Raw genomic sequence first — 14,007 nt, 5'->3', positions numbered from 1 at the left:
GCAAATCATGAGGCGCTAACCTCATACCCTGACACGAACTCCGTGTGCGCGCATTAACGGATAAAACTCAACCAGAGTCTAATGATTAAAATTTATGCTTTCGATTAATAACTATTGTCGAACTGCGGTGTAAACATTTATTTAACAGAGTGTCCACTCTACTGTTATAGTTGGTCTGACCAGTAAGGATTTGGTCGATAAGAAATAAGAACAAAGACTCAACAAAACAAGGACATGTTTTGCAGCTGCACAGAATTCAGGGATACATCCAAACCATGTATCTTGCCGAGTATCCAGACAAATTAATGCTGCTTGATGGTGCAAGTCGAGCGGATATCCCTCATCTTAAAGATTTCATCGAGCATCAGCTCAATCGACCGTTCACTGACCTAACACTGGTCGTCGTCACCCACATGCACCCAGACCACGCTGGTGCAGCGCACAAGTTAAGAGATCTCACTGGTTGTCAGCTTCTGGCAGCAAAACGAGACACGCATTGGTATGGTGGTTTTGATGGTTGGTTGATGCATCTTACGGATTTGATTTTGGCGCGTTGGATGGCGAACCGAATGCGCAAACCTAAGTGTAACCTTTGGTATTCGCGAAAACTAAGACCGGATATCGAGCTAGTGGATGGAGAAGTGATTCCCGGTTTTACTGATTGGCAGATATTGGAAACACCGGGGCATACTGATAGAGATTTATCGGTTTATCATGCTGAGCAAGATGTGCTTTATGTCGCGGATTTGATGGTGCAGGTAAAAAGCCATTTGATTGCGCCGTTTCCTATCTTTCACCCCAACCAATATCGCCGTTCGTTAAAGCGCGTTTTTGAGATGAATCCGAGTTGTTTGTTGGCGGCTCATGGCGGTGAAGTTGAGTTTGATGAAGATGCTTATCAACACATCATCAATACTGCACCGGTTAGACCGATTACGCACTGGCGAGTGACGAAGATAAAACTGAAAGGATTAATGCGTTCTGTACTGAGAAGTAAGAATGTGAAAAAGGAGAGGGATAAAAAGGAAAAGGATAGCTAGAAGAGCCAGATGAGCGACCACGGAGTTCGCTCATCTGAAGCTACGGGGATTATGGAGCCAATAAGTGAGATTGGCTCGGGTCTACCAGAACCTTGTCTGCCATACCCTGACGACCTAGCAACATCATGTAGGTCATCTTTTCACGGTTAGTCAGCGTGATGTCGATAGGCCACTCTTGGTCGCCCATGCGTAGCATCGTCGTGATCACGCAGCGGTGCTCGAACGTTCCGTTTGATGATTTCACTTTGCGGTTCGCCTTCAGTGGAGCTTTACAGCGAACCACTTGTTCTAAGTGGTAAACATCTGGGTGTAGATCGAATTCTACGTATGACTGACCGTCTTGCTCTGTGCACTCTAGGTTATCTACGTGCAGAGAAGAAGTCTGTGCGCCTGTATCAATACGCGCTTCAAGATGAGTAATCCCTAACTCAGGTAAGCAAATTGCTTCGGCGTTCCCAATGATCATTTTCTGATTCATAGTGTCATCCTAGCGATGAGTGATAAAGAGAGCCCAGTTTATAGGCTCTCACTCAAACAATTATCAGCCTTTACCGCGTGTACGGTTAGCGTTTGGTTTTGCGTTCTTCTCGATGAAGTCGAAGATCATGCCTGCAACGTCTTTTTCTGTTGCGTTTTCGATGCCTTCAAGACCAGGAGAAGAGTTCACTTCCATCACAACAGGGCCGTTTTTCGATTGAAGAATATCAACACCACATAGGTTTAGACCCATGACTTTTGCTGCGTTGATCGCAGTTGCGCGCTCTTCTTTGGTTAGTTTTACTAGCTCAGCAGAACCACCACGGTGAAGGTTAGAACGGAACTCACCTTCTTTAGCTTGACGCTTCATTGCTGCGATAACTTTGTTACCTACAACGAAGCAGCGGATATCAGCACCATTTGCTTCTTCAATGAACTCTTGCACCATGATGTTCGCTTTTAGACCCATGAATGCTTCGATTACGCTTTCTGCCGCTTTTGTTGTTTCAGCAAGTACAACGCCGATACCTTGAGTACCTTCAAGTAGCTTGATAACCAAAGGTGCACCGCCAACGTTTTTGATCACGTCCTGAATGTTGTCAGGATGGTGAGCAAAACCTGTGCGAGGTAGACCAATGCCTTTGCGCGATAGCAGCTGCATAGAGCGTAGCTTGTCACGAGAGCGGCTGATTGCTACTGACTCGTTCACACAGAATGTGCCCATCATTTCAAATTGACGTACAACCGCTGTACCGTAGAAAGTGATAGATGCACCGATGCGTGGAATAACCGCGTCATACTTTGGCAATTCTTCACCCTTGTAACGAATCTTAGGGTTGTTACTCGTAATATCCATATAACAGTGCAGAGTATCGATAACATCAACTTGATGTCCGCGCTCTTCACCCGCCTGCTTTAGGCGCATGGTTGAATATAGATTCTCATTACGAGAAAGAATAGCAATACGCATGGCAATTCCTTAGTAAGTCAGTACCAAATTAAAAATATAAACATAGAGTATAGTGAGTGGGTTTAATTGATGTGACAGCATCCACTCGCTTCAACGATTTAGAATTGTGGTTGGACAACCACGTCGTCAGAGGTGCGCACCTTAGGGCGTTTTCTCACTATATGAAAACGAAAAAATATCGTCGACACGACAAAAATAATTTATTGAACTCTCACGCCTTACTGCGTGCGACTGTCAAGGGTGAGAAAAAGAAAATTGAACCAAAAATTCATCACTTTTCGAAGTAGGAAAACTGAAACAAGCGGCCATTTGACCGCTTACTTCTCTTGGCATTGAGAGTGATTTGGAAAGAGTTCAGCCGTTTAGGTGGCTATTTTTATTGATTTGCAACGCTACTCATTACATTCAGTAAGACCTGTTTGATGGTTTGGTAGCGCAGTGGCAATGTGCGGCTGCGTTTTCTCACCAAAAATAAATCTTCATACACCGGTTGTTTCAACTCGGCGACATACAACTCTTCTCTTAACGAAAAGCTCTCCACCGCACTGCGCGGTAAAACGGTAAAGCCGAGTCCTTTGCTTACTGGCAATAAGATCTGGCTTAACTGGTTCACATATCCAGAGAGTGGCATGTCACTGACTTTGATCTCTTTCAATAAGGGTTCTGCGCATTGATCGAAAAAGAGCGTCATGTAATGTTCGGCGTCTGGGTGTCCAATCACACCACAGTTTTTTAGTAGCTCTGGTGTGAGCGTTTTTCCTTGGTAGGATTTTGGCAAGATCAAACATAATGTCTCTCGCCCAATTTGCTCGCTTTGGAACACGCTTTTATTCGGTGAGTAAGTCACGATGCCCAAATCAATTCGCCCTTCTGCAACCCCATTAAGAATAGATTGGTTAGGCGCTGCTTCTAGGTGAATCGATAAGCCTTTATGTCGTTTTTGCTTTTCAAGTAGCGGATCAAACAGCATCAAAGCAAGTGCGCCAGAACAGGCGAGTTTGCAGTATCCTGCGTGTGGGTCATCAAAGCTTAAGTCTTCTAGTAGGCTTTTTTCTTTTTCTTCAAGTTCTAGCGCGTAGGTATACACCATGCGGCCTTGCTCAGTGAGCTCGAAGCTTTTGTTCTCGCGTTTAATCAATGGGTGCTGACAAGTTTGCTCAAGCTTTTTTATGTGCTGACTGACACCGGGCTGGGTCATGTAGAGCTTTTCTGCCGTCTGAGTAAAGTGACCGACTTCGACAAGAGTTTTGAATGTATGTAACCAAACAGGATTCAGCATAGGACGTCGTTTGCTAGAGAAATTGCTGAAATAATAGCATGATGCATAGCAGAACGCAGAATGGCAGATAAATGACAGGCAAAATAAAACCCCGCCTGGTTTCCCAGACGGGGCTTATTCTTTTTCGCAGCAATCCGGCTACTAATAGGTGCTCCCTGCATCTATCCTTGATTGTGGCTAAATCCTTTAACCGAGTTCCTTGTTCATCGCCTTCCTAGCGGTGTCCATTCTTGCCTATCATCCTGACGGGCGAACTCTGTCCTAGAGTTTAACTACATCCTTGCTGATAACTCATCCTAAGCTACCAAATCTTCATCCTGAAGATACCCAATCCTTTAGGCTTTTTTCCTGTTCCCGCCAACATCCTGTCGACACATTTAGTATTGTTGTTTTGCTGATTACTCTCAATCAGCTAGATAAAAAAACTTTGGCAGCGAATATTGCTTAAAAAAGGATAGTTATTATTTTTCATATGTTTAGGTTAGTTGTTCGATTTGTTCTTAGTCAAAAATGGTCGTTTTACTTACATCGCTTGTAAGAGATCTCGCACAAGACTCCGAGCCAATGTACGAATCAGCGTCTTTTTCGCCTTGTTTAAGAGTTTGCTCAAGATCACAGCTCGAACGGTAGCCATAAGATTTAGCGACAGTTTCAGATGATATCCCCATCTCTTTTACTGCAAACATGGCCCATTCATCGCGAGTTTTTCGAATGATTTGTCGTAGTTTGGTTTTTAAGTTACTCATAGCCGCTCCTTAATTAGCTTGTCTTTACGAGGCAAGAATAAGGATCGAAGTGAGGCCAAGTTGATAGTATGCCGCTCAATATCAATACTATTGAGGCGTAATGAAGAATCGACCTGTATTACTGATACTATTTACGCGTAGAGCAATATTATCTAGCAGGGTGATGAATGGCGTACATTGAAAAAATACCTCAGAGACCAGGCTTTTCTTGGCGTTATCGTCGAATTGATGAGTCAACAAAGCAGTCTGATTTACACTTTCATGATGATGTGTATGAGTTGGTTATTCATCGTCATTTTGATGGAGTGTTAAATGTCGGCCATTGCGAGATGGATATCGAACATAATCAGATGTTGTTGATTGCCCCTGGCGTTCCGCATTCTTTTTGCTCTACGTCTTCGAAAGACAATTGTGAGACACACGTGGTTTGGTTTAAGCGTGAGTGGATTTCCAATCTCATGTTTTATTGCACGGAGCTACGTAAACTGGACCCGTTATTAAAAGCGGCCAATAAAGGTGTGGTCTTTTCTAAGGGAACGGCCCAACAAGTGGTGGACTTGATGCATGAGCTGATGAAAGTCCCTGCAATGGAACAGCTTGCCCGTTTTATTCACGTTCTTTCTTTGCTTGCCCATGATGAAGCCGCAAAAACACTGATGACGCATTCTTACCTCTCGCTGAGTGAACATGAGCAACAAGAAAGAGAGCGGGTTGCTAAGGTCAATGCGTATCTTGAGCAGCACTTTGCTCGTAAAATAACCCTTGCCGACTTAGCGAACGATTTATCGCTCAGTGAAAGTGCCGTGACTCGATTATTTCAAAAGCACTTTAAAGAACCTTTTAGCCAGCGCTTGATGAAGCTGCGTATTAATCACGCTGCGGAATTGCTGCAATCGACTGAGTTACCGATCGGGATTGTGTTTGAGCGAGTAGGGTATCGGAATCAAGCTTTATTTAATCGCCATTTCAAAACTTACAAAGGGCTTACCCCGCGAGATTACCGACAACATTACCAGCAACGCATTCAGCCCTAGCCTCTTGCTTAGTTTTGGTAGGTGTGCCCTCTTTTTGATGTCGAGTGAGAATTTATGTGCAACTGGTATATTATTTGCCAGGTTGTTGAAGAATCATTATTAAGATTCAATGACAGATGAAATAGGGAACTTGATTGCCATTAATCTGTCATATTCAGTGGATAGGTTAACCCTTGCCATACGATAAAACACAGACGAACTGTTCAAAAATTGACTGCAACTCGTCGTGTTTTGTCATTATGTTGTGAAATCAATCACGGTTAATTTATTCGTTCCCCGATAGATTGAAGGGGAAACAACCTTAGACAATAAGCTCATGATGAGCGCTACCTATATAGATGAGGGAGATTGCTATGAAAAAGATGAGAAGAGCACAGTTGCATCGTGTACGTATTCAATACTGGAAAGACACAAAAACTGACGCTACCAAAAAAGCATAGTTAACCACACTCGTGACACTGAGCTGGCAATGGACGAATTACCTTCCATAACATGCCAGCTCTAAAATTATCTGGCACATCGATACTTTCCAAGACTCTAAGCTTCCTGCTTTCCTAAACAAAGCTTCCAAAACAACCAAACGTTCCACTCTTTCTAGATTCAACATTTCAGCACAAAACCATCGCCTTAAATGCAAAAAAGCCAGTCCGAAGACCAGCTTTCTCTATTACTTGCTCAACTCTGTGTTACAGAGTGATTCCGCAATTACAGGTAGTTTGCGTCAACCAAGTCGCCAGCTTTTGCGCTGCTTACTTCTGGGCGAGCTTGTAGCCAAGCCAAAACTTGCGCTTTCTGTTCTTCAGTTGCGCTTTCGTAACGCTCTGTTGAACATAGGAAGCCTTCAAACAGCTCTAGACCACCGCCGCCAAAGCATAGGTTTAGACCATCAATATAGTCGATAAACTCATCAACGAATGCATCGTAACGGTCGAAGTCGTTGATGTCTGTTTCACAGCTGATTTCAAAACCTAGGATTGCGAATTCACCTAGGAATAGCTTTTTGCGTAGACGACGATTTTTGTTATCGATTTTATCTAGTTTCATGATTATCTCTCGTGGATGATTTGAGTACACCTTATACCCCCAAAACAGGCTTTGCCCAAGCAAAATTGGGAGTTCATAGAATAGATGGGTGCTTTATAACATTTTCTAAACACAAAGTTCATAAAGATGGACTACTTCTGTCACTTTTCTCTTCCAAACTTCCTCTCGCTTGATAATTAACAAACTTATAATTCAACCTAACACTGGGAAAGCAACACCATGAGTAAGGAAACCTTCGACGCGACGCGTTACAACCAGAGTAATAACAAGCCTTTTGAAGAAGTACTGGAAGCGAGCCTATCTCGACGCAGTATCCTAAAAGGTGGCCTAGGTATCAGTGCGATGACCGCTTTTGGTGCGTTTGGCTTATCTGGGTGCAACGATTCTAGCTCTGGCACTTCAGCTGGCAATGGGTCTAACGTGTCTAGCGCAGTATTGAATTTTGATTCTATTCCGGGCTCTCTGACGGATGCAGTTTCGATTCCGCAAGGTTATGTCGCACAAGTTTTGGTACCTTGGGGCACACCTCTAAATGCACAAGGTAATGCTTGGAAAGACGATGGCAGCAATACGAGTGCTGATCAGCTCAATGCGCTTGGTATGCATCATGACGGCATGCATTTCTTCTCACTAAATGACAGTGATACTGATGGCTTGTTGTGTATTAACCACGAGTACATTGATACTTCAGCATTGCATCCTAGCGGTCCAACCGTTGTGGGCGGTGTGCGTACTATTGTCGACGAAGTTCGTAAAGAAATTAACGCGCACGGTGTATCCGTGGTTCGCGTTCAACTTGAAGACAACATGTGGAAGCTGGTGGATACCGATCCACTAAACCGCCGTTACACTGGCGCGACAGTTATGGACTTATCTGGTCCTGTGGCAAATACAGAATTGGCTGTGACTCGCTTCTCTCAAGATGGCAGCCAAGCACGTGGCACACTGAACAACTGTGGTAATGGTTTCTCGCCTTGGGGTACGTACCTAACGTGTGAAGAGAACTGGCCGGGTTACTTCGTCAATGCAGGTGTTCGCACTGAAGAGCAAGATCGTATTGGTGTAGATGATGAACGAACTCGCTACTTATGGGAAACGTTGGCGGGCAACGCTGAAGAACGCTTGGACGAGTTTACGCGCTTCAATGTTGAGCCTACGGGCGCAAGTGCATTAGATGATTACCGTAATGAAGCGAACGGACATGGTTACATCGTTGAGATCGACCCTTACACGCAAAACTCACGCGCGAAGAAGCGTACGGCACTAGGTCGCTTCCGTCACGAAGGTTGTACTTTCGGTAAGCTTGAAGAAGGTAAGCCTGTGGTCTTTTACTCTGGCCACGACTCTCGCTTTGAGTACCTATACAAATTTGAATCTGCAGCAGCGTGGGACCCAGCAGATGCTAATCCAGCAAACCGTTTGGCGACGGGCGATAAGTACATGGATGAAGGCACACTGTATGTGGCGCGCTTCAACGAAGACAGCTCTGGTACTTGGTTGCCACTGACACTAGATAGCACGACAGTTTCTGGTGGCACTTTGGCAGATAGCTTCAATTCGTTGGCAGAAATCATCCTGAATACGGCGGGCGCAGCCGACCTTGTTGGTGCGACGCCAATGGATCGCCCAGAGTGGTGTACCGTGGATCCATTCACAGGCTCGGTTTACCTGACGCTAACGAACAACACCAAGCGCACAGAGGAAACTAACCCTGCAAACCCACGTTTGAACAACAAGTTTGGTCATGTAATTCGCTGGGACGAAGGCGAAGCGGCAACAGACTTCACGTGGGATATCTTCGTGTTTGGTTCTCCAGCAAATGGCGATGCGGACACTAACCGTTCGAGCTTGACCGAGCTTAACCAATTTGCGAGCCCGGATGGCTTAGCGTTTGATCCTCGTGGCATTCTGTGGATTCAAACGGATAACGGTGCAGATGAAGTGACGTCTTACACTAATGACCAAATGCTTGCGGTTGTACCTTCAAAGCTGACGGATGAAAACGGCACACAAGAAGTGATCGGCGCAGAAAACCAAGCTGAGTTGAAGCGTTTCTTTGTTGGTCCTAACGGCTGTGAAGTGACGGGCTTTACCATCAGCCCCGATTACAAGTCTTTGTTCGTAAACATTCAGCACCCAGGTAACTGGCCTTATAGCGACAATGCTGCGGAAGAGACACCAGCGGGGATGACACTGCGTCCACGTGCAGCAACGGTGGTGATTCGCCGTGAAGACGGTGGTGAAATTGGTGTTTAACCAATAGGTCATATGACTGAAAATCGGGAATAAGAAAAGCCCTGCGTTTGCAGGGCTTTGTTGTTTCTGATGAGTTGCTTACTAAGGCTAGCTTTTTAGAGAACCGCCTGCAGTGCGAATCACATCTTGATACCAGAAGAAGCTCTTCTTACGTTTACGCTCTAACGTACCTTGGCCATCGTTGTGGCGATCAACGTAGATGTAACCGTAACGTTTGCTCATCTCAGCGGTTGAGTTTGCGACCAAATCGATTGGTCCCCAGCTCGTGAAGCCCATCAACTCAACACCATCAAGAATCGCTTCGTGTGCTTGCACAAGGTGGTCGTTCAAATAAGCGATGCGGTAATCATCTTGAATCTCGCCGTTTTCGTCGATTTCATCACGTGCACCTAAGCCGTTTTCTACGACGAATAGTGGCTTTTGGTAGCGATCGTGTAGGAAATTAAGCAGAACGCGTAGACCTTTTGGATCGATCAACCAACCCCATTGGCTCTTCTCAAGATACGGGTTTGGCACGCTATCGACGATGTTACCTACTTCTTTCTGTTTCGGATCCGCACTTGCACAGCCACTTGCGTAGTAGCTGAATGAGATGAAATCGACACTTGCTGATGCGATCTCTTCTAAGTCGCCCGCTTCCATCTCGATTTCAATGCCATTTTCGCGGAAGTAACGCTTCATGTAGCCTGGGTACTGACCACGAGTTTGTACATCACCGAAGAACAACCATTTGTTGTTTTCGTGCATTGCTGCCAGCACGTCATCAGGGTTACAGGTGTATGGGTAGTTGAGCGCGCCAAGCAGCATGTTGCCAATCTTGCCGTTTGGTACGATTTGCTGACACAGTTTTACCGCTTTCGCATTTGCCACTAGCTGGTGGTGAATCGCTTGGTAAATCTCTTGTTCATTGGCGTCTTCCTGCAAGCCGACACCGGTAAATGGTGCGTGCAGAGACATGTTGATTTCGTTGAACGTTAACCACAGCTTCACTTTGTCTTTGTAGCGTTCAAGCACGGTGCGAGCATAACGCTCGAAGAATTCGATCACGCGACGATCGCCCCAACCACCGTAGTTCTCGACCAGTGCGTAAGGCATTTCGTAGTGAGATAAGGTTACGAAAGGTTGGATATCGTGCTCCGCCAGTTCATCAAAAATTTTATCGTAGAACGCCAAACCTTCTTCGTTCGGTTCAAGTTCGTCGCCGTTCGGGAAGATGCGGCTCCATGCCAAAGACAGACGCAGGCAGTTAAAGCCCATCTCTTTGAATAGCGCAATGTCTTCTGGGTAGCGATTGTAGAAGTCGATCGCCACGTCTTTGATACCCGGCGTACGTTCTTCACGGGTTTGATGCGGACTCAAAATACCGTTTGGCAGCATGTCTGATGTCGATAACCCTTTACCCCCAAGGTTGTACGACCCTTCTACTTGGTTTGCAGCAATAGCACCGCCCCAAAGAAAATGTTCAGGAAACGTAATCATGTTTCTCACTCTTTATTGTTTTGCAGTATGTGTTTTCTGTGTTTGAGAATAGTGTAGGTCAAGGTGGGATTCTTGTATCGAGATCGTGTTTTTCTCAGTCCTTGGGGAGAATTGAAACAATTGAACGCATTTTGAGCAAGAAGCTCCAACATCGAATTGCGAGTTGGAGCGACATGATTAAAACGTAAAGGCTAGATTTGCAGCGGCACCAAACTGGTTGTCGCCAGCATATGATCCCGCTAGATCAATACTGAATACATCAAAAGGGCTAATACCCAGCCCCCCAGTGATGGAGTCTTCCAAATTATCTTCAAGATCGAGTTCATAACCGGCCCGGATTTGCGCCCAACCCCAAGCATTACCTTCGAGGCCTAGGCGGATAAATTGAGTATCATCTTCCAACTCTCGAAAACGTTTTTGCTTGGTAAGATCAGTATCTAGACTGAAGGTGATGTAGTCACCCACGTAGCCTAAACCTAATGTAGCTTGTGGTGTTAACTCATAAGTGTAATCACCAATTTCAGTCTTTATCTCTTGTTCAAAAATATCTTTGATAGACAAACCTGCACGAAACTTGTCTAGATACCACGCAACCCCTAAGTCTAGATTAAACACATCTTTAGACACTTCGCTTTTGTCATAGTCGTCAATATCGAAGTCATCCAACGAGGTTCGTTGAGTGTAAGTTCGGAGTTGTTGGTACTTAGGGCTTATTCCGATAGCCACATTCTGATGGAGAAAAGAAAAATTTCGCGCAAAAGACAACCCGTACTCAATATTGCCAAATGCAGCGAGGTTTACCTTTGAGTCAAGGTATCGCTCTAGTGTGTTGTCAGAGTCTGCAATATCCGGCTGAGCAAGAATCTCGACGTAACCGGAACTGAACAAATTTACCGATACATGCTGGGTAGGGACTGCAATAGCGAAGCCTATTCCACCGTTCATAACCACGGGCACACTTTGACTTAATTGGTCTAGAAGCTGGTTAATGTGGGCTTCTTCTTCGGGAGTAGGGAAACCATGTAAGCTTTCATATACGTCTTGCACATCTTCCACGGTTGATAATGCGTCGTCTTTGTCATTGATGTTGACTCCGACTGCTGGAATTAGCAGTCCTATGTCGTCGTTTTCTCTATACAAAGCGCCTAATGCGGGGTTGTGGAAGGGGGCCGTCAAATAGTCAGCTGATACGACTCCGGTATTACCCATGCCATGACTGCGGGCATCAGCAACATAGGGAGCGGCAAGTAATTGGGTGGAAATTGTTAAGGCAGTAAAAGTCGTAAATAAGATTGTTTTTCTCATAGCATTTCCATTGCTTGAAAACAGACTAAGTCTGTTTGGTGATGTTACGTATGAGGAGTAAACTGCATTTTTAATGAACAAGTGGTTGCTTATTCAACAATCTTAAGCGTAGATTAGGCGGTAAATTTTAGAAAGTGATGTTTTTTAATAAGAGGAGTTGATTGAAGTAGAGGATTATTTGGATATTTGAAACCTGAGGGAAAAAGTCATTCCACCTTCGGCATTTGTTTTTGCCGCAATATTTCCGTTCATATCACGCATATTGTTGGCCGTAATCGCTAAACCCAGCCCTAGCCCCTCACCAATTTTCTTTGAGGTTTGGAAGGGTTCAAACATCGATTCGAGCATCTCATCTGAGACGCCGCAGCCATTGTCACTCACCGTTAGTTCTACCTGATTTGCCGTTGGGTTGACGATCAAGTTGAGCTGAGGATTAGTGGTGTTGCCCATCGCATCCAATGCGTTCGATACAAGGTTGCCAAGCACCTGCAGCAGTCGTTGCTCTTCTCCCATGATCTTGGTTAAATTTCGAGGAACACGGACCCGTACATCCACCTTGTCTAGTTGAGATTGGTAAACACGCAATGTTTCTTCGAGTGCAGAGGTAAGGGAAATCGCTTGTAAACGTTCTGGTTTGTTGTAAGCGAACGTTTTTAGCTGACTGGTCATGCTTGCCATGCGATCAATCAGTTTCTGTACCAAGACGTTATTGGCTTTCATCATGTCGGTTTCACCGCGTTCAGCCAATAGCTCATTAGTGGTGAGCAGAGTACGCAAGCCCGTTAGCGGCTGATTAAGTTCATGAGTGATCGCGCTCGACATGCGACCTAAGGCTGCCATTTTGCTCGATTCAATTAACTGGTTTTGTGCTTCTTTTAGCGCTTGAGTTCGCTCTTCTATACGTTGTGCCAGTTCTTGGTTAACCTGTTGCAATGATTGCTCGGCTTTTTTCCGCTTACTGATGTCTATGATCGTTGCAAGAAAATACTGCTCGCCATGCCAAGGGAAACTGGTCAGGGAGAACAGAACAGGGAAGACGCTGCCATCACTCCTTTTGGCGATGGTTTCGACCGTGCTGATCTCTGCTAGCTCTTTATGTTTAGGTAGATCTTTAAGTAACTTGAGAGTGGTTGAATTTGGGTTACCGGCATCAAATAGCTCCCAAGCAAAAGTGTGTCGATTAACACTCTCTGGCAAACAAAACAAACGCTTCGCCATCGGGTTGAGGTCAAACAGTTGCCCTTGTTCGTCAAGCAATAACAAACCGACGTGAGTCTTATTGATCATTTGCTTCAAGCGGCGTTGGGACTCTTCCAAAAGGGCTTGAATCCGTTGTTGGTTGATGTGTTTTTGGCGACGTTGCAAGCCAATGATGACAAGCAAGACGATCAATAGGAGCAGTGCCGCTACGCTCCAACCAATCACATTGATAGTTTGTTGAATCGGTTTGGAAGGGGTGAGGTAACTGACGTACCAGTTCAAGTCATCCAGCTTCACGGTGTGCGCAAAATAGCGTTGATGGTTGAGTGTCCATGCTCTGATATTGGTGTTGTCGTATAAGCGCTGAGTTTCTAACTGGACTGTGTTGTTCGGTTCGTTAAACCAGTCTGCGTTATAGACTGGGCTGCTCGATAGGAAGAAACGCTGCTGGCGATTTTGCAATGTGATGATGTCTTGACTGGTAATGGTTTGCTCAGTCAATAGGCTCAGGTTGATTTGTACTACCACAATGCCAGCGATATCTAAGCCGTCATAGATAGGAGCGGCCAAATAATACAGTGGGCTGGAGCCTTTGGTTTTGTTCACCAAGGAGACACCGCCGCCTTGGTTGTGAATTTGTTCCACAATCGCTTTTCGGTCAGACAGGCTGAAGCGCTCTTCGATTAAACTCGACACCAATACCTCACCAGAGTTAGACAGGATCAGCCAACCTTCTGTGTTAGCGGCTTTATCCAGTTGAGTCAATTGGGTTTGTAGCGGCTCGTAATAAGTTAGATTCCCTTTTACAAACGCGATGGTTTCCGGGTTATTGGTAACAAGGTAAGGCAGGTGATAGAAGCGTTTAAGAGCTCGGCGAACTTCACCGATATAGTCGAGCAACTTTTGTTGAGCTTCGTTTTGAGTCTCGACACTCAACCATTGACGAGCAACCTCTCGACTGGCGATATAGCAAGACAAAATCAGCATGGATGCAAGTGCGACTACAAGCCATGTTTTGCCAATTCTTCTGCGCTGCATACCGACCCCATACTGGTATTGATCTTTTTTCGACTATGAAAGAGTGCGCCTAACTGGTTGGATGTTAAAGACTTGTAAGCAAGAAGTGAGATCTAGCTCCTTTTCTCCACAGTGGTTTTTGCTACCGTTAGCACACCAC

Annotated in this window: 11 protein-coding genes; 3 read left to right on the top strand and 8 right to left on the bottom strand. The window is 45.2% G+C overall.

What is annotated here, in order from left to right; translation table 11 throughout:
* The first annotated feature begins 275 nt into the window (after positions 1-275).
* A complete protein-coding gene (locus GXP65_RS19905) occupies positions 276-1,040 on the top strand; it encodes an MBL fold metallo-hydrolase (RefSeq protein WP_162093558.1) in 765 nt (254 codons plus the stop codon).
* A gap of 49 nt (positions 1,041-1,089) precedes the next feature.
* Here GXP65_RS19905 and GXP65_RS19900 read toward each other — a convergent pair whose 3' ends face one another.
* The 4 genes from GXP65_RS19900 to GXP65_RS19885 all read right to left on the bottom strand — a co-directional run bounded on the left by GXP65_RS19900 (position 1,090) and on the right by GXP65_RS19885 (position 4,512).
* The gene (locus GXP65_RS19900) at positions 1,090-1,518 is read right to left on the bottom strand and encodes a RimK/LysX family protein (RefSeq protein ID WP_005432588.1); all 429 of its coding nucleotides are present in this window, start codon (positions 1,516-1,518) and stop codon (positions 1,090-1,092) included.
* Positions 1,519-1,581: 63 nt separating this feature from the next.
* Entirely contained in the window at positions 1,582-2,487 is a 906-nt protein-coding gene (gene rimK / locus GXP65_RS19895) for a 30S ribosomal protein S6--L-glutamate ligase (protein WP_038890593.1), read from the bottom strand.
* 376 nt (positions 2,488-2,863) lie between these two features.
* Positions 2,864-3,766, bottom strand: a complete 903-nt coding sequence (locus GXP65_RS19890) for a LysR family transcriptional regulator (RefSeq protein ID WP_162093549.1) — start codon at positions 3,764-3,766, stop codon at positions 2,864-2,866.
* Between the two features lie 500 nt (positions 3,767-4,266).
* Entirely contained in the window at positions 4,267-4,512 is a 246-nt protein-coding gene (locus GXP65_RS19885) for a hypothetical protein (protein WP_050913288.1), read from the bottom strand.
* Between the two features lie 167 nt (positions 4,513-4,679).
* On the opposite strand from GXP65_RS19885, the gene GXP65_RS19880 reads away from it, so the two are divergent.
* On the top strand, positions 4,680-5,546 hold the full coding sequence (locus GXP65_RS19880; RefSeq protein WP_005432584.1) for a helix-turn-helix domain-containing protein: 867 nt from the start codon (positions 4,680-4,682) through the stop codon (positions 5,544-5,546).
* A 705-nt stretch (positions 5,547-6,251) separates the two neighbouring features.
* On the opposite strand, the gene GXP65_RS19875 is transcribed toward GXP65_RS19880, so the two are convergent.
* The gene (locus GXP65_RS19875) at positions 6,252-6,590 is read right to left on the bottom strand and encodes a YggL family protein (RefSeq protein ID WP_005432583.1); all 339 of its coding nucleotides are present in this window, start codon (positions 6,588-6,590) and stop codon (positions 6,252-6,254) included.
* Between the two features lie 219 nt (positions 6,591-6,809).
* Here GXP65_RS19875 and GXP65_RS19870 point away from each other — a divergent pair, with 219 nt between their 5' ends.
* Positions 6,810-8,846, top strand: a complete 2,037-nt coding sequence (locus GXP65_RS19870) for a PhoX family phosphatase (protein WP_045396756.1) — start codon at positions 6,810-6,812, stop codon at positions 8,844-8,846.
* Positions 8,847-8,933: 87 nt separating this feature from the next.
* Here the strand turns inward: GXP65_RS19870 and ascB are convergent, their stop codons facing one another.
* The 3 genes from ascB to GXP65_RS19855 form a co-directional block, all read right to left on the bottom strand.
* Positions 8,934-10,325: a 6-phospho-beta-glucosidase gene (gene ascB / locus GXP65_RS19865; RefSeq protein ID WP_077202095.1), complete on the bottom strand. Its 1,392-nt coding sequence runs from the start codon at positions 10,323-10,325 to the stop codon at positions 8,934-8,936.
* A gap of 177 nt (positions 10,326-10,502) precedes the next feature.
* Positions 10,503-11,630: a conjugal transfer protein TraF gene (traF, locus tag GXP65_RS19860; RefSeq protein ID WP_162093548.1), complete on the bottom strand. Its 1,128-nt coding sequence runs from the start codon at positions 11,628-11,630 to the stop codon at positions 10,503-10,505.
* A 174-nt stretch (positions 11,631-11,804) separates the two neighbouring features.
* Positions 11,805-13,868 (bottom strand): ATP-binding protein, encoded by a 2,064-nt coding sequence (locus tag GXP65_RS19855; RefSeq protein ID WP_162093547.1) that lies wholly within the window; start codon positions 13,866-13,868, stop codon positions 11,805-11,807.
* Positions 13,869-14,007 lie beyond the last annotated feature (139 nt).

The sequence above is a fragment of the Vibrio sp. LB10LO1 genome, assembly GCF_010092875.1.
Taxonomy (GTDB): Bacteria; Pseudomonadota; Gammaproteobacteria; order Enterobacterales; family Vibrionaceae; genus Vibrio; species Vibrio campbellii.
The sequence above is the reverse complement of the archived record's forward strand: the minus strand, read 5'-3'. Positions and strand labels throughout refer to the sequence as shown.

Coding starts and splice junctions, on each gene's coding strand:
- GXP65_RS19905 (WP_162093558.1), top strand. CDS start 276: ATGTATCTTGCCGAGTATCCAGACAAATTAATGCTGCTTGATGGTGCA.
- GXP65_RS19900 (WP_005432588.1), bottom strand. CDS start 1,518: ATGAATCAGAAAATGATCATTGGGAACGCCGAAGCAATTTGCTTACCT.
- rimK (WP_038890593.1), bottom strand. CDS start 2,487: ATGCGTATTGCTATTCTTTCTCGTAATGAGAATCTATATTCAACCATG.
- GXP65_RS19890 (WP_162093549.1), bottom strand. CDS start 3,766: ATGCTGAATCCTGTTTGGTTACATACATTCAAAACTCTTGTCGAAGTC.
- GXP65_RS19885 (WP_050913288.1), bottom strand. CDS start 4,512: ATGAGTAACTTAAAAACCAAACTACGACAAATCATTCGAAAAACTCGC.
- GXP65_RS19880 (WP_005432584.1), top strand. CDS start 4,680: ATGGCGTACATTGAAAAAATACCTCAGAGACCAGGCTTTTCTTGGCGT.
- GXP65_RS19875 (WP_005432583.1), bottom strand. CDS start 6,590: ATGAAACTAGATAAAATCGATAACAAAAATCGTCGTCTACGCAAAAAG.
- GXP65_RS19870 (WP_045396756.1), top strand. CDS start 6,810: ATGAGTAAGGAAACCTTCGACGCGACGCGTTACAACCAGAGTAATAAC.
- ascB (WP_077202095.1), bottom strand. CDS start 10,325: ATGATTACGTTTCCTGAACATTTTCTTTGGGGCGGTGCTATTGCTGCA.
- traF (WP_162093548.1), bottom strand. CDS start 11,630: ATGAGAAAAACAATCTTATTTACGACTTTTACTGCCTTAACAATTTCC.
- GXP65_RS19855 (WP_162093547.1), bottom strand. CDS start 13,868: ATGCAGCGCAGAAGAATTGGCAAAACATGGCTTGTAGTCGCACTTGCA.